The 19,810-nt window shown below is 66.3% G+C and carries 16 protein-coding genes; 10 read left to right on the top strand and 6 right to left on the bottom strand.

Annotated features, from left to right (window positions below):
- The first annotated feature begins 88 nt into the window (after positions 1-88).
- From VQ042_RS10645 to alr, 3 genes are all read left to right on the top strand, one after another.
- Positions 89-1,375 carry a cyclopropane-fatty-acyl-phospholipid synthase family protein gene (locus VQ042_RS10645; protein ID WP_331818963.1) on the top strand — a complete coding sequence of 429 codons (1,287 nt, stop codon included), beginning with the start codon at positions 89-91 and terminating at the stop codon, positions 1,373-1,375.
- 226 nt (positions 1,376-1,601) lie between these two features.
- Positions 1,602-3,089, top strand: coding sequence for a replicative DNA helicase (locus VQ042_RS10640; protein WP_331818962.1), 1,488 nt, complete (start codon positions 1,602-1,604; stop codon positions 3,087-3,089).
- 6 nt (positions 3,090-3,095) lie between these two features.
- Positions 3,096-4,271 (top strand): alanine racemase, encoded by a 1,176-nt coding sequence (alr, locus tag VQ042_RS10635; RefSeq protein WP_331818961.1) that lies wholly within the window; start codon positions 3,096-3,098, stop codon positions 4,269-4,271.
- Here alr and VQ042_RS10630 read toward each other — a convergent pair.
- Positions 4,264-4,626: a DUF1294 domain-containing protein gene (locus VQ042_RS10630; protein WP_331818959.1), complete on the bottom strand. Its 363-nt coding sequence runs from the start codon at positions 4,624-4,626 to the stop codon at positions 4,264-4,266. The two genes, alr and VQ042_RS10630, sit on opposite strands and share 8 nt — an antisense overlap.
- Before the next feature lie 138 nt (positions 4,627-4,764).
- Between VQ042_RS10630 and radA the strand changes: the two genes are divergently transcribed.
- The 4 genes from radA (at position 4,765) to VQ042_RS10610 (ending at position 9,247) form a co-directional block, all read left to right on the top strand.
- Positions 4,765-6,153, top strand: coding sequence for a DNA repair protein RadA (radA, locus tag VQ042_RS10625; RefSeq protein WP_331818957.1), 1,389 nt, complete (start codon positions 4,765-4,767; stop codon positions 6,151-6,153).
- A 120-nt stretch (positions 6,154-6,273) separates the two neighbouring features.
- Positions 6,274-6,897 carry a CvpA family protein gene (locus VQ042_RS10620; protein ID WP_331818955.1) on the top strand — a complete coding sequence of 208 codons (624 nt, stop codon included), beginning with the start codon at positions 6,274-6,276 and terminating at the stop codon, positions 6,895-6,897.
- A gap of 120 nt (positions 6,898-7,017) precedes the next feature.
- The gene (purF, locus tag VQ042_RS10615; protein WP_331818953.1) at positions 7,018-8,469 is read left to right on the top strand and encodes an amidophosphoribosyltransferase; all 1,452 of its coding nucleotides are present in this window, start codon (positions 7,018-7,020) and stop codon (positions 8,467-8,469) included.
- Positions 8,470-8,506: 37 nt separating this feature from the next.
- Positions 8,507-9,247 (top strand): SDR family NAD(P)-dependent oxidoreductase, encoded by a 741-nt coding sequence (locus tag VQ042_RS10610; protein ID WP_331818951.1) that lies wholly within the window; start codon positions 8,507-8,509, stop codon positions 9,245-9,247.
- Here VQ042_RS10610 and VQ042_RS10605 read toward each other — a convergent pair.
- The 4 genes from VQ042_RS10605 to VQ042_RS10590 all read right to left on the bottom strand — a co-directional run bounded on the left by VQ042_RS10605 (position 9,229) and on the right by VQ042_RS10590 (position 16,212).
- Complete coding sequence (locus tag VQ042_RS10605) at positions 9,229-10,083, bottom strand: CDP-alcohol phosphatidyltransferase family protein (RefSeq protein WP_331819080.1); 855 nt, start codon at positions 10,081-10,083, stop codon at positions 9,229-9,231. The two genes, VQ042_RS10610 and VQ042_RS10605, sit on opposite strands and share 19 nt — an antisense overlap.
- A 5-nt stretch (positions 10,084-10,088) precedes the next feature.
- The gene (locus VQ042_RS10600) at positions 10,089-10,790 is read right to left on the bottom strand and encodes a phosphatidylserine decarboxylase (protein WP_331818949.1); all 702 of its coding nucleotides are present in this window, start codon (positions 10,788-10,790) and stop codon (positions 10,089-10,091) included.
- 220 nt (positions 10,791-11,010) lie between these two features.
- Complete coding sequence (locus VQ042_RS10595; RefSeq protein WP_331818947.1) at positions 11,011-12,903, bottom strand: ABCB family ABC transporter ATP-binding protein/permease; 1,893 nt, start codon at positions 12,901-12,903, stop codon at positions 11,011-11,013.
- A 147-nt stretch (positions 12,904-13,050) separates the two neighbouring features.
- Positions 13,051-16,212, bottom strand: a complete 3,162-nt coding sequence (locus VQ042_RS10590) for a LysM peptidoglycan-binding domain-containing protein (RefSeq protein WP_331818944.1) — start codon at positions 16,210-16,212, stop codon at positions 13,051-13,053.
- A 413-nt stretch (positions 16,213-16,625) separates the two neighbouring features.
- Here VQ042_RS10590 and VQ042_RS10585 point away from each other — a divergent pair, with 413 nt between their 5' ends.
- The 3 genes from VQ042_RS10585 (at position 16,626) to VQ042_RS10575 (ending at position 19,026) form a co-directional block, all read left to right on the top strand.
- Positions 16,626-16,838 carry a hypothetical protein gene (locus VQ042_RS10585; protein WP_331818942.1) on the top strand — a complete coding sequence of 71 codons (213 nt, stop codon included), beginning with the start codon at positions 16,626-16,628 and terminating at the stop codon, positions 16,836-16,838.
- Between the two features lie 149 nt (positions 16,839-16,987).
- Positions 16,988-17,716, top strand: a complete 729-nt coding sequence (locus tag VQ042_RS10580) for a hypothetical protein (RefSeq protein ID WP_331818940.1) — start codon at positions 16,988-16,990, stop codon at positions 17,714-17,716.
- Positions 17,717-18,753: 1,037 nt separating this feature from the next.
- Positions 18,754-19,026 carry an acyl carrier protein gene (locus VQ042_RS10575; protein ID WP_331818938.1) on the top strand — a complete coding sequence of 91 codons (273 nt, stop codon included), beginning with the start codon at positions 18,754-18,756 and terminating at the stop codon, positions 19,024-19,026.
- Between the two features lie 280 nt (positions 19,027-19,306).
- Here the strand turns inward: VQ042_RS10575 and VQ042_RS10570 are convergent.
- The coding region (locus VQ042_RS10570; protein WP_331818936.1) for an SOS response-associated peptidase at positions 19,307-19,810 on the bottom strand (504 nt) is incomplete at its 5' end.

Below are 19,810 nucleotides of genomic sequence, written 5' to 3'. Positions count from 1 at the left end.
ATACAATAAGGTTGGCGATGGAATTCATCAGAGTTCGCCTGACGCGGTGAAGCTGTGTTTGCTTCTGGCCGAGGTAGGAGATCGTGACATGAACCGCATCCTCTCGACGTACCTCAAGCACCTCCTGACCTTCGGTGATCTGACGGTCACCGATTCTGGCGGCGGCGTGACGCGCTGGGGCGACGGCACCGGCGATCCGGTGCATCTGCGGTTCAATACGGCGGCCGCCGAACGCGGCGTGGCGATCAATCCGGGCCTGAAATTTGGCGAAGCCTACATGAACGGTGACGTCGACATCACCGAAGGCACCATTTTCGACATGCTGGCGCTGGTCTTCCGCAATGCCGGCAACCGGGCCCAGCACGAGCCCTGGATGCGGGCGATCGCCCGGTTGCGCCTGATCTACCGGCGGGTGATCCAGAACAACACGCCGCAGCGCGCGCGCCGGAACGTCAAGCACCATTACGATCTGTCAAAGGAGCTCTACGATCTGTTCCTCGACGTCGACCGGCAATATTCCTGCGCCTATTTCGATCGCCCCGGAGCAGGTCTCGACGAAGCGCAGCTTGCCAAGAAGCGGCACATCGCGGCCAAACTCGCCTTCGACACGCCGCGCCTGAAGACGCTGGACATCGGCTGCGGCTGGGGCGGCATGGGGCTGTATCTGGCACGGTATCTCGACGCCGACGTCACCGGCATCACGCTGTCGGACGAGCAGCTCGCCATCGCCCGTGCCCGCGCCGAGGAAGCCGGCATGTCCGGTCGGCTGGAGTTCCGGCTCGAGGATTATCGCGACACCATCGGCCCCTTCGACCGGATCGTCTCAGTGGGCATGTTCGAGCATGTCGGCGTCGACTTCTACGACGATTATTTCCGCCAGTGCGCCCGCCTCCTCGATGAGGACGGCGTGATGCTTCTCCACACGATCGGACGCTGGGAGGAGCCCGCCAACACCAACGCCTTCATCAACAAGTACATCTTCCCCGGCGGCTACCTGCCCACCCTGTCGCAGATCAGCCAATGCGCCGAACGCGCCGGCCTGATCATCACCGACGTCGAGGTGCTGCGGCTGCATTATGCCGAAACGCTTCGCCATTGGCGCGACCGCTTCGCCGCCCGCCGCGACGAGGCCAAGGCGCTGTATGACGAGCGCTTCTGCCGGATGTGGGAATTCTACCTCGCCGCATCCGAGACGGCGTTCCGCTGGCAGGATTGCGTCGTCTTCCAGGTCCAGCTGGCCCGCAAGGTCGAAACACTGCCGATCACCCGCGACTACATGATGGCCGCCGAGACGAAGCTTAGGGAGCTGGAACAGCCCGGGATCGTGCGCCGGCACCTGGCGCCGTCCGAAGAGGACCGCCAGGCCGCCGAATAGCCGCGGATCGGCACGCGCGCCGGCCACGACAGTCAACAGGCGCGAGGGTTTTCCCCGATCTTATCCACCGCCCCGCGCGCGCGGCGGCGGTCGCTTTGCCGGCGCTTTGCCGGCTCTGGCGGAAACCGGTCCGATCGACGGCCATGCCTTGCGCGAATCGCTGGCAGGCGCCCCTCCGCTGGTGTAGTCAGAAGCCTTCCTGAAGCGACGGCAGAGGTGACGCGGCATGGCGGATGCAGCGCGCAAGATCGACGATGACGCGGCGGCTCTCTATCGCGAGGCACCCAGCAACATCGAGGCGGAGCAGGCGCTTCTGGGCGCCATGCTGGTCAATAACGACGCCTATTACGTCGTCCACGATTTCCTGAAGCCGGACCATTTCTTCGAGCCCCTGCACCGGGAGATCTTCGCCAAGACGTCCGAGATGATCCGGATGGGCAAGATCGCCAACCCGGTGACGATCAAGACGTTCCTGGCGGCCGGCGACAAGGTCGGCGACCTGACCGTGGCCCAGTATCTGGCCCGCCTCGCCGCCGAGGCGACGACGATCATCAACGCCTCCGATTACGGCCGGGCCATCTACGACCTCGCCATCCGGCGCTCGCTGATCCGCATCGGCGAGGACGTGGTCAACATCGCCTTCGACGCGCCGCTGGACATGGAGCCCAAAGCGCAGATTGAGGATGCCGAGCGCCGCCTCTTCGAGCTGGCCGAGACAGGCCGCTACGACGGCGGCTTCCAGTCCTTCACCGAGGCGGTGACGCTCGCCGTCGAGATGGCGACGGCCGCCAAGGATCGCGACGGCGGCCTGTCTGGCGTGTCCTCCGGCATCAGCGGTCTCGACAGGAGCATGGGCGGCCTGCAGTCGTCGGATCTGATCATCCTTGCCGGCCGCCCGGCCATGGGCAAGACGTCGCTTGCCACCAACATCGCCTTCAACATAGCCGCCGCCTACGAGCCCGCCGAGCAGGCGGATGGCTCGTTCAAGGCCAAGAATGGCGGCGTCGTCGGCTTCTTCAGCCTGGAAATGTCGGCGGAGCAGCTCGCGACCCGTATCATTTCGGAGCAGACCGAGATCTCGTCCTCCAAGATCCGGCGCGGCAACATCAACGACCAGGAACTGGTCAAGCTGGTCGGCTGCTCCGAGACCATGCAGCGCATCCCGCTGTATATTGACCAGACCGGTGGCATCTCGATCGCCCAGCTGTCGGCGCGGGCGCGGCGCCTGAAGCGCCAGCGCGGGCTCGACGTCATGGTCATCGACTATGTCCAGCTGATGCAGGGCTCGAGCCGCACCCAGGGCAACCGCGTCCAGGAGATCACTGAGATCACCACCGGCCTGAAGGCGCTCGCCAAGGAACTGAACGTGCCGATCATCGCGCTGTCGCAGCTCTCGCGGCAGGTGGAAAACCGCGACGACAAGCGCCCCCAGCTCTCCGATCTGCGTGAGTCCGGCTCCATCGAGCAGGACGCCGACGTGGTCATGTTCGTCTATCGCGAGGAATACTACCTCTCCAACCGCGAGCCCAAGCCGGGCACCGACGAGCATCTGAAGTGGGAGCAGGCGCTGAACGAGACCCGCGGCAAAGCCGAGGTGATCATCGCCAAGCAGCGCCATGGACCGACCGCCACCGTGCCCCTCGCCTTCCAGGCCGAATACACGCGCTTCACCGACCTGGCGGACGATAGCTACCTGCCCGAACGATTCGAATAGCCGGTGTTGACCCTGTCGCCGTCCTTTCGGCCCGATCGCATGCCTGTGGTCGAGATCGACAGCTCGGCGCTCGCCGCCAACTGGCGGCTGCTCGCGGCCCGCAACCCCGGCGCGCGCACCGGGGCCGCCGTGAAGGCCGACGGCTATGGTCTCGGCGCCGGCAAGGTCGCGTCCACGCTCTACAATGCGGGCTGCCGGGACTTCTTCGTTGCCTGGGCCGGGGAAGGCCTTGCCGTCCGTGCCGCGCTCGACGCAGCGGGGGAAGCGGAGGCTGCCCACGATACGCGCATCTTCGTCCTGCAGGGTCTCGAACCCGCCAGCATTCCGCTGCATCTGAGCGCCGGTCTCACGCCCGTCCTGTCGACCCCGGACGACATCGCCGTCTGGCGCGAGGGTCTGCGTTCGGCCGGGCGTCGCGCGCCCGCCGCGATCCAGTTCGAGACCGGCATGAACCGCCTCGGCCTCAACCTGGCGGACGCGCAATTGGCCTCGGCGCTGGTCGCGTCCGGCGAACTCGATCTGTCGCTGGTGATGAGCCACCTCGCCTCGGCGGACGAGACCACCGACCAGAGCGCGCGCCAGCGCGAGCGCTTCCTGGCCCTGGCGGCGCTGCTTCCGGGCGTGCCGCGGTCGCTGGCCAATTCGGCGGGCGTCTTCCTCGGCGCTGACTTTGGTTTCGATCTGACCCGCCCCGGGATCGCACTCTATGGCGGCGAGGCGGGCCCGGCTTCCCGCGGCGTCCTGCGTCCTGTCGCACGCCTGACGGCCGCCATCCTGCAGCTTCGCACCGCCAGCGCCGGCGAGGCCGCGGGCTACGGCGCCGCAGCCCCGCTGGCGCGCGACACCCGCATCGCCACGGTCGGTCTCGGCTATGCCGACGGCTACCAGCGCGCCGCCTCGGGTGCCGGCGTAGCCATACGCGGTCTTCGCGCCGGCACCGAAACCTTCGTGGCGGGTCGGCGCGTGCCGGTGCTCGGCCGGGTCTCCATGGACCTCACCCTGCTCGACGTCACCGACCTGCCGGAAGCGGCCCTTGCTCCGGGCGACCGCGTCGAGTTCTTCGGCCCGAACCTGCCGATCGACGCGGTAGCGACGGCGGCCGGCACGATCGCCTACGAATTGCTGACCGGGCTCGGGCCACGGGTGGAACGCCGCTGGTCGACCGGTGCCGGTCTCAGCTGATCTGCCCGGCCGCCCAGGCCAGCACCACGTCCGGTCCGAGCACCAGCATCGTCGTCGCCAACCCGACCACCAGCACGGTTTGCAGGGCGGCGATGGCCCAGAGCTGGGTGCGGAAAGGTTCCTTGCGGGTCTTGTGGCGGATGATCTGCTGCGCGGCGATCGCCCCGACGCTGCCGCCAATCAGGGCGTACGTCAGGAGGGCCTGTTCGGACATTCGCCGCACACCCGCCCGGGCCTTCGTCTTGTCGACGACAAAGGCCCAGTAGGCGGCGACATTCACCGTCAGCAAATAAAGGCAGATAGCCAGCACCGTCGCCTCGCGTCCTGATTTCAGAACGGATTGTCGCTCAGACATATTGCCGGTCCCTTGTCGTCAAACAGCTGCCTTGCCGCGCCGGACCGCCGCATCTGGCCCCGTGCGGCCCGAAGCGTTCAATCTCTGTGTTTTTGTTTTGTTCTTGACGGACGATCCGATGCGAACCAAGAAGGCCCCATGGCAAAAGCGAAACTGTCCTTCATCTGCCAGAGCTGCGGCGCGGTCTATACGCGTTGGCAGGGCAAGTGCGAATCCTGCGGCGAGTGGAATACCATCGTCGAGGAAAACGCCTCCGGCGGCATCGGCGGCGGCCCCCAGCGCGGCCGGCGCAAGGGCACGCGCTCTGCGCTGCTGCCGCTGTCCGGCGAGCTGGAGGAGGCCCCGCGCATCATCTCCGGCATCGACGAGCTGGACAGGGCGACCGGCGGCGGCATCGTGCGCGGCTCGGCGCTGCTGATCGGCGGCGACCCGGGCATCGGCAAGTCGACCCTCCTGATGCAGACCGCCGCAGCCCTGTCGCGGCGCGGCCACAGCGTGGTCTATGTCTCCGGCGAGGAGGCGGTGGCCCAAGTCCGGCTGCGCGCCCAGCGCCTGAACGTTGCCGACACCGATGTCCAGCTGATGGCCGAGACCAATGTCGAGGACATCCTCGCCACCCTGGCCGAAGCCAGGCGCCCGGACCTCGTCATCATCGATTCGATCCAGACCCTGTGGAGCGATCTGGCTGAATCGGCTCCCGGCACCGTCACCCAGGTGCGCGTCGGCGTGCAGGCGATGATCCGCTTCGCCAAGGCGAGCGGCGCCGCCGTCATCCTCGTCGGCCACGTGACCAAGGAGGGCCAGATCGCCGGGCCGCGCGTCGTCGAGCACATGGTCGACGCCGTCCTGTATTTCGAGGGCGAAGGCGGCCATCACTATCGCATCCTGCGCACAGTGAAGAACCGTTTCGGCCCCACCGACGAGATCGGCGTCTTCGAGATGGGCGATCTCGGACTGCGCGAGGTGCAGAACCCGTCCGAACTCTTCCTCGGCGAGCGCAACGAGAAGGCCGCGGGCGCCGCCGTCTTCGCCGGCATGGAGGGCACGCGGCCGGTTCTCGTCGAGATCCAGGCGCTCGTCGCACCCTCGGCGCTCGGAACGCCGCGCCGCGCCGTGCTCGGCTGGGACCAGCCGCGCCTGGCCATGGTGCTCGCCGTGCTGGAGGCCCATTGCGGCGTGCGACTCGGCCAGCACGACGTCTATCTCAACGTGGCCGGCGGGTTCCGAATCTCCGAGCCGGCCGCCGATCTGGCGGTCGCCGCGGCGCTGGTCTCCTCGCTGAGCGGCGCGCCCCTGCCCGCCGATTGCGTGTATTTCGGCGAAATCAGCCTGTCCGGCTCGGTCCGCCCCGTCGGCCAGGCCGCCCAACGCCTCAAGGAGGCGGAAAAGCTCGGATTCCGCCAGGCCGTCCTGCCATCGGGCAGCGCCGACCTGCCCCGCTCGCGGGACGTCGTGACCAACGAGATCGAGGCCCTGCCCGATCTCGTGGCCCGCGTCGCTGCCGGCGGCAACGGGAGCGACGCTTGATTTTCCGCCAACTCCCTAGTGTAAAACTGTCATGAAAAGCGCTACAGCGTGGGCGAGCGGGGCCGCCGGGGCGTTCCCGCGCCCGCCCGCACGATCCATATGCCTACGGGGCCACCCTTGATGACCGTCACGCTTCTCGATGCGATCCTCTTCGCGATCATGCTGGTCTCGGCGCTGCTCGCCATGGTCCGGGGCTTCTCGCGGGAGATCCTGTCGGTCGTCTCGTGGCTCGTCGCCGCGGCCGCCGCATTCTTCTTCTACGAGCCGCTGACGCCCTACGCGGCCGAGTACATCGCCTCCGACACCGTGGCGATGGTCGCGGCCGCGGCCGTGATCTTCCTCGTCGTCCTGATCATCGTGTCCTTCATCACGCTGCGCATCGCCGACTTCATCATTGACAGCCGCATCGGTGCGCTCGACCGCACACTCGGCTTCGTCTTCGGTGCCGTGCGCGGGCTGCTGCTGGTCGTCGTGGCCATGCTGTTCTTCAACTGGCTGGCCCCCGAGAACCAGCCGGAATGGATCGCCGGCGCGCGCTCCAAGCCATTCCTCGACAATCTCGGGCAGCAGCTGGTCGCCGCCCTGCCGGACAATCCCGAGGAAGTCATCCTCGACCGGATCCGTGGGCCGCAGGGCGAAGAGGACGGCGTTCCCGAGGGCGGCGGCGCCGCGCCGGGTGAACCTGCCTCGATCGAGGGCGTCATCGAAGGCGCCGACAGTCCGCAGTCGCAGCCGGCGAACTGACGATCCTGTGGTCGGCCGTGATCACTTCGTTCACCGCCTCGCGTGCGACGACATAAGCGCCTATATGGTGAGGCATCTCACGGACGGCCGACCGACAACGGCAAACGGCGGATAAAATTGATGGATGACACGCCTTTCGGCGATGATTCGCTGCATGAAGAGTGCGGCGTTTTCGGCATTTTCAAACGGACGGACGCCGCCGCACTGACGACGCTCGGCCTGCATGCCCTGCAGCACCGGGGCCAGGAAGCGGCCGGCATCGTCTCCTACGACGGGACCCAGTTCCACGTCGAGCGCCATGCCGGCCTGATCGGCGACACCTTCACCAAGCAGGCGGTGCTGGAACGCCTGCCCGGCTCCTCCGCCATCGGCCACACGCGCTACGCCACCACCGGCGGCGGCGGCCTGCGCAACGTCCAGCCCTTCTTCGCCGAACTGTCGGCCGGCGGCTTCGCCGTCGCCCACAATGGCAACATCACCAATGCCATGACCGTGCAGCGCGAACTGCAGCGCCGCGGCTCGATCTTCTCCTCCACCTCCGACACCGAGACCATCCTGCATCTGGTCGCCACCAGCGCGGCACGGCTGTTCGTCGAGAAGCTGGTCGATGCCCTGACGCGTCTCGAAGGCGCGTTCTCGCTGGTCGGCCTGTCGTCCAAGAAGATGGTCGGCGTGCGCGACCCGCTGGGCATCCGCCCGCTGGTCCTGGGCGACCTGGAAGGCTCTCCGATCCTGGCGTCGGAAACCTGCGCCCTCGACATCATCGGCGCCGATTTCGTGCGCGACATCGAGCCCGGCGAAATGGTCGTCATCAGCGACGATGGCATCGAGAGCATCTTCCCGTTCCAGGCGCGGCGCCCGCGCTTTTGCATTTTCGAATATGTCTATTTCGCCCGGCCCGACTCCACCGTCGAGGGTCGCAACGTCTACGAGATCCGCAAGAAGATCGGCGCCGAACTCGCCCGCGAGAGCCATCCCGAGGCCGATCTCGTCGTGCCGGTTCCCGATTCGGGCGTTCCCGCGGCAATCGGCTACGCGCAGGAATCCAACCTGCCCTTCGAACTCGGCATCATCCGCAATCACTATGTCGGCCGGACCTTCATCCAGCCGACGGATTCGATCCGCCACATGGGCGTCAAGCTGAAGCACAACGCCAACCGCCGCATGCTCGAGGGCAAGCGGGTCATCCTCGTGGACGATTCGATCGTGCGAGGAACGACCAGCCAGAAGATCGTCCAGATGGTCCGCGAGGCCGGCGCCACCGAAGTGCACATGCGCATCGCGTCGCCGCCGACCCGGGCGAGCTGCTTCTACGGCGTCGATACGCCGGAGAAGGCCAAGCTGCTGGCCTCGCGCATGACCGTCGACGAGATGGCCGACTTCATCAAGGTCGATTCTCTCGCCTTCCTGTCGATCGATGGCCTCTACCGGGCGACCGACGAGCCGTCCCGCAACAAGATGGCCCCGCAGTTCTGTGACGCCTGCTTCACCGGCGACTATCCGACCTCGCTGACCGATCAGGAGGGAATGGAGAACGTCCGTCCCCTGACGCTGCTCGGCGGCGCCGGCTGACAGCCCCGACAATATCCATTGTACCGGCAGACATCAGATGACAAAGCAGCTTCAGGATCGTGTCGCACTGGTCACCGGCGCCTCGCGCGGCATCGGCTACCAGATCGCCAAGGGCCTGGCCGCCGAAGGTTCGCACGTGATCGCGGTCGCCCGCACGGTTGGCGGCCTCGAGGAACTCGACGACGAGATCAAGGCTCTCGGCGGTTCGGCGACCTTGGTGCCGCTCGACCTGACCGACATGGGCGGCATCGACCGCCTCGGCGGCGCAATTCACGCGCGCTGGGGCAAGCTCGACGTGCTGGTGGCCAATGCTGGCCTTCTGGGCGTGCTGGCGCCGATCGGGCACATCGAGGCGAAGGTCTTCGAGAAGACGATGACGGTGAACGTCAACGCGACCTGGCGGCTGATCCGCACCACCGATCCACTGCTGCGCAAGTCCGATGCGGGACGGGCCATCGTCATGTCGTCGGGTGCGGCCCATTCCGCCCGCGCCTTCTGGTCGCTCTACGCCGCGACCAAGGCTGCGTGCGAGGCGATGGTGAAATCCTGGGCCAACGAGACCGAGAAGCTGCCGCTGCGCGTGAACTCGGTCAATCCCGGCGCGACGCGTACCGCCATGCGGGCCTTGGCCATGCCCGGTGAGGATGCCAAGAACCTGCCGACCGCCCGAGAGGTAGCCGCCAGGATCGTGCCGCTTGCCTTTGCCGACATCACCGAGACCGGCAAGCTCTACGACGTCCGGCAGGAACGCTTCCTGGATTACCGCGACCCGGCCTGATCGTCGGTCATCGACATGCCTGACATGCCGCGCCCGGCCTCACGGGCCTGCCGCATGCGATAGGCCCGGACCGAGAAGAAGATCGACACGCCATAGGCGAGTACGGTCAGTGTCAGCGTCGCCCAGAAGAAGCTCAGCAGCACGGCGATGTAGCAGACCACGGCGAGCATGATCGGGATGGCGTAGTCGCGCCGGACCCGGATGCCGGCGCCCTTGCCCGACCAGGTCGGAATGCGGCTTGCCATCAGAAGGCCGATGAAGACCAGATAGACCGACGCGACAACCGCCGTGACTTCCGGCAGGCCGGTCCCCAGGCCCGAGAGGCTCAGATAGATCGGGAACATCGCCAGGGCCGCCCCTGCGGGGGCCGGGACGCCGACGAAGAAGGCGGATTGCCATTTCGGCCGCTTCGGATCGTCCAGCATGGTGTTGAAGCGCGCAAGGCGCAGCGCGCTGGCGCTCGCATAGAGCAGCGCCGCGATCCAGCCGATGGAACCGGCATCGTGCAGCATGTAGGCATAGAGCACGAGCCCCGGCGCGACGCCGAAATTGACGATGTCGGCCAGCGAATCCATCTCGGCGCCGAACCGGCTCTGGCCCTTCAGGAGGCGCGCCACGCGCCCGTCGATGCCGTCGAGAAGCGCTGCACCGAGCACCATGCCGACAGCGAATTCGAAGCGTCCCTCGAATGCCAGGCGAATGCCGGTCATGCCGGCACAGATCGCCAGGATGGTGATCAGGTTGGGCACGATGTGCCGGAACGGGATGCGCCGGGGCGCCTTGTCGTCCTCGGCATCCGGGCGGCCCGGGTCGAACGGCGGGAACGGCGATTCGATACCCATCAGTCGCGCCTCGACGGCCAGGTCTTCAGGTTCTCGCCGAACTCGGCGATGATCGTCTCGCCGGCGATCGCGCGCTGGCCCTCGGCGACGCGCGGCACGAAGCCGTCGGGCAGGTAGATGTCGAGCCGCGACCCGAAGCGGATCAGGCCAAAGCGCTCGCCGGTCTCGATCCGGTCCTCCACATTCGCCCAGCAGACGATACGCCGCGCCACCAGCCCGGCGATCTGGACGACGCCGATCTCGCCGCGTGGCCCGTCGATCACCATCGAGGAGCGCTCGTTGACCTCGCTGGCCTTGTCGAGCTCGGCATTGCGGAACTCACCCTCGCGATAGGAGATCAGCCGGACCCGGCCGCGCATGGGCGAACGGTTCACGTGGCAGTCGAAGACATTCATGAAGACCGAGATCCGCAGCATCAGCTCGGTGCCGAGGTCGAGCTCGGCTGGCGGCGTGACGTGGCCGACCAGCGAGACATGGCCGTCGGCCGGGCTGATCACCAGATGCTCGGCGACCGGCGACACACGCTCGGGATCGCGGAAGAAATAGGCGCACCATGCGGTCAGCACGAGACCGATCCAGAACAGCGGTTCCCACAACAGGAGCCCGAGGATCACCGAGACGACGAAGAACCCCGCGATGAACGGGTAGCCTGCCCGGTGGACAGGCACGAGCGCATTGCGGATCGAGGTGAAGATGGTCACTGGTGGTCTGCTTCCTTCAATACTGGCGACGCGATGGGGCGTCGTTTCGGGCCAACAAGGTGAATGGCGCGAACTAGAGACGGTTCCTTAACGCGATCCGGCGATGCCGGCCATGGCTCAGCATCGGCCCGACCATCGGAATCGGTTTTCGCAAAGCACGAAGCGGTGACTCGGACGCTTGGCGTCCCCTCTGGGAGGTTGGACGCAGAGCACTCCAGGCTCAGGTTTCCGGGATCCGCCGCCGGTCCACGATTCCGAATTCGTCGGCTTCGCGTGCGCGCCGCAGGGCTTCCTCGGCCTCGCTCGCCTCGCGCTGCATGGCCCACATCTCGGCGTACAGCCCTGCCGCTTCCAGCAACTGCCGATGCGATCCGCGCTCGACAATCTCGCCGGCCTTTAGCACGATGATCTCGTCGCAATCGATGATCGTCGACAGCCGGTGGGCGATCGTCAGCGTCGTGCGCTCCCGCGACACGAGGTCCAGCGCGGTCTGGATTTCCTGTTCGGTATGGGTATCGAGCGCCGACGTCGCCTCGTCCAGCACCAAGATCGGCGGCGCCTTCAGGATCGTCCGCGCAATGGCGACGCGCTGCTTCTCGCCGCCCGACAGCTTCAGGCCGCGTTCGCCGACCATGGCGTTGAAGCCGTCCGGCAGTTCGCGAATGAAGCCGGCGATCTGCGCCAGTTCCGCCGCTCGCAGCACCTCCTCCTCCGACGCCGAGATCCGGCCATAGCGGATGTTGTAGAGGATCGTGTCATTGAACAGCACCGTATCCTGCGGGACGATGCCGATGGCGCCGCGCACCGAATCCTGGCGAACCCTGGCGATGTCCTGCCCGTCGATCAAAATCCGTCCCGACTTCACGTCGTAGAAGCGGAAGAGAAGCCGCGAGATCGTCGACTTGCCGGCGCCCGACGGGCCGACGATCGCCACCGACTTGCCCGGCGGCACCTCGAAGGAGACGCCCTTGAGGATCTCGCGCGCCGGATCGTAGCCGAAATGCACGTTCTCGAAGCGGATCGCGCCCTCGCTTACGACGAGTGCCGGCGCGTCCGGCGGATCCTTGACCTCGGCATCCACCTCGAGCAGAGCAAACATCGCCTCGATGTCGGTGAGCCCCTGCCGGATTTCGCGATAGACGAAGCCGATGAAGTTCAGCGGCACCGAGAGCTGCATCAGCATGGCGTTGATGAAGACGAAGTCGCCGAGCGTCTGAGTCCCGGCGCGCACCTCCAGCGCCGACATCACCATCGTCACCGCCATGCCGACGCCGAAGATCACGCCCTGGCCGAAATTCAGCCAGCCCAGCGAGGTCCAGATACGCGTCGCCGCCGTCTCGTAGCCCGCCATGGAATGGTCGAAGCGCTGCGCCTCCATGCCCTCGTTGCCGAAATATTTGACGGTCTCGAAGTTCAGCAGCGAGTCGATCGCCTTGGTGTTGGCGTCCGTGTCGGAATTGTTCATGTCGCGGCGAATGGAGATGCGCCAGTCGCTGGCCTTGATGGTGAACCAGCCATAGAGCCACACCGTCGCGGCGATGACCGCCAGGTAGGACAGGCCGTAGGCAAAGCCGAAGATCACCGCCACCAGCGCGAATTCCAGGATCGTCGGCAAGGTGTTCAGGATGGTGAAGCGTACGATCGCCTCGATGCCCTTGGTGCCGCGCTCGATGATGCGCGACAGGCCGCCGGTGCGCCGCTCCAGGTGAAAGCGCAGCGACAGCCGGTGCATGTGGACGAAGGTTCGATAGGCGAGACGGCGCACCGCATGCTGGCCGACCCGCGCGAACAGCGCATCGCGCAGCTGGTTGAGCCCGACCGTAATGATCCGCGCGACATTGTAGGCGACGACGAGCGTGATCGCACCGGTCAGAGCCAGCGGCAGCCATTCCTTCGCGGTGTCGGCGCCGTCCAAGGCATCGGTCGCCCATTTGTAGAAATAGGGGACGAGAACCGTGAGCAGCTTCGCCAGGACGAGGAAGATCGTCGCATAGGCGACGCGCATTCGCAGGTCCGGCCGCTCGGAGGGCCACATATAGGGCCACAGATTGGCCAGTGTCTGGAACGTCCGACCGCTGTCTCCGGATACGCGATGTCCGGGCTCTGGCGCCACGTCGATCCTTTCCAACGAAGCGGCGCGCCGGGTCTCCGCCGCGCCGTCGAAATCTGGTCTGTGTCAGCCCGCGTCTAGATCAGGGCCGGCCCGATTACAACGATGCGGCGGCTTTGCGTCGCGACGCGGCAGGCATTCCGACGGCGCTCAGCCCTCGCCGTCGGCCGCGGTACCCGCGCCCTCGTCCGCGCGCCCGTCGGCATCCGCCGGCGTGTTGGGCAGGCGGAACACCTGCGCGGGATAGATCAGGTGCGGATCGCGAATCTGGTCACCATTGGCCAGATAGATCACCGTATAGCGCTGGCCCGCCCCATAGGTCCGGCGCGATATCTCCCACAGCGTATCGCCCTTGCGGATGATCACCCGCCCGTCGGCAGTCGCCAGGGCCGGCTGCCGGGTGATCGGCACCTGTGAATCCGCGTTGCTTTCAGCCGGCACGTCGAACGCTTCGCGGTCACCCGCCGTGTCGTGCGCCTCCGGCGTCTCCGGCGGTGCGTCTGCCGACGCGACCCCATCCGGTGTCGAAGGCGTTTCGACCGACGGCGCCGTGTCGGCGGCGACACTCCCGGGGGAGACGCCCGTGTCATCCGCGCCCGCCTCGCCCTGCGCGCCGCGATCTGCCGACGCGGTCTCCTTCGGACCCGGCTGCTTCGTCAAAACTGGTGCATCGTCCGGCGTGGATTGCAGATCCTCGACCCCGACGCCCGTTCCGGGCTCGGACCTCGCCAAATCGGACGACGGATCCGCCGACGTTACCCGGGGTCCGCGGTCCGGGGCCGCAGTGGCGCTGTCGGCCCTGCTCTGCGTCGCGGTGTTGGCCGGTCCAGATTCGGCGCCGGCGCCAGCCGCTGCGGGGCCTGCAGCCGTCTCGTCCAAGTCCAAAGCAGCCGCGACGTCGCGCTCGCCGCCGCCATCATCGGAGGCCGGCGCGACGGCTGAGGCCGACGGGCCCTCGGGGCGGGTGAACGGCACTTCCGCGCGCGCCACCACGTTCCCGTCGGAGGACAGCTGGTCGGCCCGCACCAGATGCTCGCCGACCGCCATGCCGGTGTCACCGGTGACGAGAAAGCGATCGCCGAAGTCCGCCCGATCCTCGGCCAGGAACACGTTGTCGACATAGACCCGCACCCGCGCACCGCTCTCGGCGGCGCCGGCGATATAGACCGTGGAGCCCTCCACCTCGACCGCCTCGACCCGCAGCAGCGGCACCGTGGACGGCTGCACAGAGGCCGGTTCGCCGACCTCGTCCTGGGGCAGCATCACGGCCGCGTCCGAGCGGGTGCCCTCCCCGGACATGCTCTGCCCGGCAGACGGCGCGGTTTCGCCCGCCGCGTCGACCGCGCCCTCGCGGGGCACCGAGACCGCCAAGGGCGCAGGCTCCGACCCGGTTTCGGCGGGACCGGATGGGGATTCTGCGGGGAGGCGCGGGCCGGCATCGCTTCCTGCCGCGGACGTCTCGGCAGAGCCGGCCGGTTCGGCTGACGCGCCTGGCGACGCCTCGCCTGTAGTCGGCATGACCGTCTGCGACGTGCCGTCGCCAGGAGGGGGCGCCGCGTCTTCGGCCGCCGGCATCTCGATCAGCCGCGTCGGCGCATTGGGCGCCTCCACCATCGCCAGCAGCTCGCCCGGACGATCGCGCGGCGGGACGCTTATGATGGCGGTTTCCTGCGACCGGGTCGTGGCGCCGTTGGGCGCCGTCGCGCTGATCGTGATCGTGTGGTCGCCGGGCGGCAGGGGCGCGTCGAGAACCACGACGAAATCGCCGCCGATGCCGGCCATGTCGTTGCCGAGGATCGTGGTCCCTGACATCAGTGCGATGCGGCTGTCTGCCGGCGCCCGGCCGGCGATGACCGTGGAGCCGTCGGGCTCGACCCGCAGCAGGTCGAAACGCGGCGCCTCCGCCGCCAACGCCGGGGCGCCGCCGTCGTCCGCTTCCCCCTCCTCCGGCGCCCGTGGATCATTGCCCCTCGCGGTGTCGACCTCTGCGCCAGCGTCATCGCCGGCGTTCGTCGCATCGGTCCTGCCCGAGACGGCGCCCGGCTCGTCGCCACCCCTGGAACCGCGTCCATCCGCCGCTGTCACCCGATTGCGATTCTCCGGCTCGGCGGCAGTGTCTGCAGGGACCGTGTCCGTGCCGACCGCCGCGCCCGCTGTTTCCAACCCTGCGCCGCCGTTGTCCTGTGCGGCCGCCATGCTGTGCGCTTCGCCGGCCGGGCCTTCGGCGCCAGCCGTTCCGGCCGAGGCCCTGCTCGAGGCGGTGTCCGACTCCCCACCATTCGCGGCATCGCGTTCATCGGCGGCCACCACCCGGTTGCGATTCTCGGTCTCTGCAGCATTGCCGGCTGCGCCAGTCTCCGTTCCGGTCCCCGCGTCCGCCGTCTCGGTCTCCGCGCCGCCGTCGACCTGTGCGGCTGCCATGCTGTTCGCTTCGCCGGCCGGGTTTTCGCCGCCGGACGTTCCATCCGATGCCCTGTCCATGGCGGGCTCTTCGCCATTCAGGGAGCCGTGTTCATCCGCAGCCGTCACCCGCTTGCGGTTCTCGATCCCCGCAGCAGTGTCCGCGGCGCCAGTGTCCGTTCGGGTCGCCGCGTCCGCCGTCTCGGGCTCTGCAACCGGCTCTTCGGATGACGCCGCATCCGATGCCGGCGCGACGCCAGCCGCCGGCGCTTCGTCCATCCGCGAAGGAGCAACCTCGGCCTCCTCTTCGCCGGCGGAACGCGGGGCATCAGCCTTTGGGGCTGACGCCGTCTCGGGCGCGCCCGACGCATCTCCGGTCGCTGCCCCGCCGGGCCGGTCGGCGCTATCATCCGCCTCAGTTGTCGTATCCCCCCCGGCGGTTCCCGGAGCGGCCGTTTCCTCCCCCGCGGCCACATCCGTCGTGCCGATATCCGCCACCGCATCAGGCGTCGGGGCAATCCCGCCCGCGGCCGCATCCGTCGTAGCCGCATCGCCAACGTCACCTGAGCCGGGCGCCTGAGCGGAAGTGTCCTGGCTCTCGGGCGCGTCCGCCGTGTCGGTGCTCATCGCGGCATCGGGCGCCGGGGCGGCGGCAATTCCGCCGCCAGCCGCCTCTGTCTTCGCGGGATCGGACGCCAGATCGGACGCTACGCCCGGATCGATGGTGCCCGGGACCTCGTCACCTGCGGCAGGCCCCTCGTCCGGTCCGGTGGCCGCCTCCTCCACCCGTCCGGGATCGCTGCGCTGGGAGATCCGCAGCTTCTCGCTGCTCAGCATGTCCCAATAGCCGGCGACGATCGCCACCAGAAGGACGAGACAGACCAGGACAATTCCAAGAGCTTTTTTCTGCATGATCACACCATCGCCGCCGCCCGAATGCGCGGCTGCCGTCCCCGAAGGACAACTCCCTGTGATCTTTAGCGAAGCCCCGTCCGGGCCACAAGCGAGCGCCGGCGGAACCGGGGCCACGCCCGCACGGACGGACCGGCCGCCGCAGACGATCACCGCAGCCCCGCAGAGCAATCCGGCCAGTAACGAGCTCCGCGACGAGTTTTCTCCTCCACGCCCTTGCATGCGCGTCCCGCGACAGGTAATCCGCGCAACTGGAGAGGTGGCCGAGTGGTCGAAGGCGCTCCCCTGCTAAGGGAAGCCATACGAGCCCGGCACGTCCCGATTTCCCTTTTTAGAACAGAACGTTACATTGATTCCCGAATTCCTCGCAGTCTGCACTTTGCGGATTTCTTGCGACAACGGGAAACGAAACCGTGCCCAGCCCATGGTCCGACGATGCCGTCCAGCCGCACAATGACCCGTCCGCCCGGTTCGCGCTGGAGCACGCCGACACACGGGAGAAGGCGATCGCCGAGCTCCGGGGGATAGCCAACGAATCAGACCCGGCCGTCGCGCGATCCGACAGCGCCCAGGTCATCGACGAATTGCTCCGCGCCATCGGCTATGGTGACGTGGCGGACGCATGAAACGCCTTGAACAGGGAGTGGGCTTGAGCACGGTCGTGCGGCAGCATACACCCGTCTGGAGGCAGCTCTCGAGGTGAGGGCCGCGGCTTAGCGCGTATCCGCGCGGCCGCAGTCTCGACGACGGCTGCGGCGTATGCTCTCATGCTTGGATGTGCGTCGATTTCTATAGGCTTTGGCCTGTTTACGTCTCTCTGCTCATCGCCTTGTTGAGCTTGCTGATCCCATTTGCCACGCCGGAGATGGCATCGTGGGCGATGGGCGAGATCGGTCTAATCGAACGGTCCACGGCACTTTTCTACGTCGGGACAGCCGTGCTCGCTTCGGTGGCGTTCGCCAGATCAGCCGGCATGATGCGGCTTCATGCAGGCTTCTGGATATTGTTGTCCATTGTGTGCTTCGGCGAGGAAACAAGCTGGCTGCAGCACGAATTCGGGTTCGCAACACCTTCATCAATCGAGGCGCGGAACGTCCAGGGCGAGTTCAACTTTCATAACCTCGAAGGGTTTCACGGAGGAAAGTTCCTCGGTGAGGAAGTCTCGAGCCCGGCATTGGGAGCGCTACTGAGTGCCCAGAACTTGTTTCAGATCGGGTTCGGCTTCTTCTTCCTCATCCTTCCGTTCGCAGCGCAGGTTCCGATTTTCGGATCGCTTCTAACGTATCTGAGGATGCCTTTTCCCGGGAGATTGATCGTTTCCACGGTCTGGCCTCCGATCACAGTCACTCTGTTGCTCGCATTTTTCACTGAAGGCCAGATCAAGGATTTAGCCGCGGAAACGAGGGAGTTGTTCTACGCGGCAGCGTTCCTTCTGTTTACGGGCACATTGGCACTTACGCTGCGCGATCCCGTAGCGATTGAGCGAACGATGAACGCTAATTGAGCCCCGGGCGACCCTTACTGCTTCAAATAGCGAGAGACCGTGTTCGGTTGGGCCTGCAATTGCTGCCATCGCACGCTGGTATTACTTGTTATCGATACCTCTCTTGCGGTCCACGGCTCCATCCACAGTTCGGCTCTGGAAACAAGTTTCGGCCGACATTTTCTCCGCCCAACTCGCGAGGTCTTCCCCACGCAAAAGGAACTCTGCTGGAGTTGAATGCGCACCCAATCTGGAATTCTGCTGCCTTCATAGTTCTCGCGAACTCACTGCAGTCGCGGGGCCGCCAAGCGAAGGGTGCTTGGATCGTATCGCGCCACTGGTTGCCGACAGCTGAGCATAACTTTGCACTTCCCTCTCGCTGAGCATCTCGGACTACGTCAGGTGGGCCTGATGATCGACCTCGGCGGTCAAAGTCCTGTGCCACGGTCGGCCCGATGCCGAAAATAATCAGCGCCGACGCGAGTGCGGCGGTTCGCTTGTCCATGGGAATCCTCCTGATGATCATCCGCGAAAACAATGCTCCAACACAAACCAAGCCAGGGACGTTCCCTCGCTAGAGTGTTTCCCGGCCGAGTAGGATCTGTCTGCCTTGCACTCGTCCCCGCATCCATCCAGACGTCTTCGATGATCCGCCTCGCAATCGCAGCCGCCATTCTTGCAACCCTTGCCCTGGCCGGCACGATCCCGGTTTGCTCCGGCGGCGACCGGGCGGAGCACAAGCTGAACCTGCATCGTCGACGGCGACACCGGCTGGCAGCGCGGCATAGCGTCCGTCATGGTAATGTGACGACTGCGATCGGAGGCTTGGTTTCGATTGGGCCGAGGCGATCCGGCGCTGGGGCCGAGATCAGGTATTCCTCCGCTGGCGGCCGCCGATCAAGTGCGCCGGTTGCGGCAGCCGGAACGTCAGCGGTCGGGTGCAGGCGAAGGTGCCGGGGCGCTGAACTAATCGCCGATTCTAGAATGGCGGCTGCGGCAGGCCCAAATTCCGTACGTTACCGCCTCTACGAATTTTCCAGGCAACCTTGGGAACCGAAATGAGTGACACCGCTGAACGAGCGAAAGCCATCGTGGCCGAGCACTTGAATTTGGATCGGAATGCGATTGCCGATAACGCGGAAATCGTCAACGACCTCGGTGCTGACAGCCTTGAGATGATCGAACTGACCATGTTGTTCGAGGAAGAGTTTGGAATCGAGATCGCGGATGATGTCGCGGAAGGCATTGCCACCATCAGTGATGCGGTGCAGCTTCTGGAACGATTGCAGAAGGGAGAGAGCAAAGTGCCCGGAGCGGAGGGAAATTCGTGATCAGACGCATTGAAAGAGCTGTTTGGCATGCAATCGCCCTTCTGAAGGGAACGCCTCCGCCTGTCACCGTGCAGGACTCTGTCGACCGACTTCTCGAAAGGCATAGTGCGCATGATGCGTTGGAGATGGCCGAGGGAATCAGGCAGCTTTGCATACGGATCCGCGACAGCCCCGGCGAGGGCCATTGGAAGCGTGTGGTCCGAGAACTCAAGCGGCAGACCCTCCGCGCGTCCTCTACGGACGCAAGCAAAAAGAAGAGTAATATCTCCCGCGAACCCAGTTAATCCCCGTCCCTTCGCTCCCCGCGCGCAACGATCTGCAGCGCGTCGTCCGCCAGTGGCCGCTGCAGCGCCGAAGCCTCCGACCACTCCGCGCGCATCCATGTGTCCATCTCCTCCGGCTCGGTGAGGATGACCGGCATCGCCTTCGGATGAATCGGCGCGACGACGGCGTTGGGCTCGGTCGTCAGGAAGCCGTAAATGTCGGCAGTGACCTCGCCTTCCTTCGTCTTCCGCACGCTGGTCCAGTTCGTCCAGATCCCGGCAAATGCCATCAGCGGTCGGCTCTCGTCCGCGGCAAACCACACCGGCACCTTCTTGCCCTCGGCCGTCGTCTCGTATTCCGAGAAGCTTGTGAAGGGCACCAGGCAGCGGTTCGCCGGGCCGAGCCAGCGGCGCCAGTGCGGCGACTTCACGTTGCGGACATTGGTGACGCCGCTGTCGACGTTGCGGCCCTTCAGCACGAACTGCGGTGACGGCATGCCCCAGCGCATCATCGTCAGCTC

Source organism: Aurantimonas sp. A2-1-M11 (genome assembly GCF_036549475.1).
GTDB lineage: Bacteria > Pseudomonadota > Alphaproteobacteria > Rhizobiales > Rhizobiaceae > Aurantimonas.
Note: the sequence above shows the minus strand (reverse complement) of the source record. Positions and strands in the feature narration are given on the sequence as shown.

Coding starts and splice junctions, on each gene's coding strand:
- VQ042_RS10645 (WP_331818963.1), top strand. CDS start 89: ATGAACCGCATCCTCTCGACGTACCTCAAGCACCTCCTGACCTTCGGT.
- VQ042_RS10640 (WP_331818962.1), top strand. CDS start 1,602: ATGGCGGATGCAGCGCGCAAGATCGACGATGACGCGGCGGCTCTCTAT.
- VQ042_RS10630 (WP_331818959.1), bottom strand. CDS start 4,626: ATGTCTGAGCGACAATCCGTTCTGAAATCAGGACGCGAGGCGACGGTG.
- radA (WP_331818957.1), top strand. CDS start 4,765: ATGGCAAAAGCGAAACTGTCCTTCATCTGCCAGAGCTGCGGCGCGGTC.
- VQ042_RS10620 (WP_331818955.1), top strand. CDS start 6,274: ATGACCGTCACGCTTCTCGATGCGATCCTCTTCGCGATCATGCTGGTC.
- purF (WP_331818953.1), top strand. CDS start 7,018: ATGGATGACACGCCTTTCGGCGATGATTCGCTGCATGAAGAGTGCGGC.
- VQ042_RS10610 (WP_331818951.1), top strand. CDS start 8,507: ATGACAAAGCAGCTTCAGGATCGTGTCGCACTGGTCACCGGCGCCTCG.
- VQ042_RS10590 (WP_331818944.1), bottom strand. CDS start 16,212: ATGCAGAAAAAAGCTCTTGGAATTGTCCTGGTCTGTCTCGTCCTTCTG.
- VQ042_RS10580 (WP_331818940.1), top strand. CDS start 16,988: ATGTGCGTCGATTTCTATAGGCTTTGGCCTGTTTACGTCTCTCTGCTC.
- VQ042_RS10575 (WP_331818938.1), top strand. CDS start 18,754: ATGAGTGACACCGCTGAACGAGCGAAAGCCATCGTGGCCGAGCACTTG.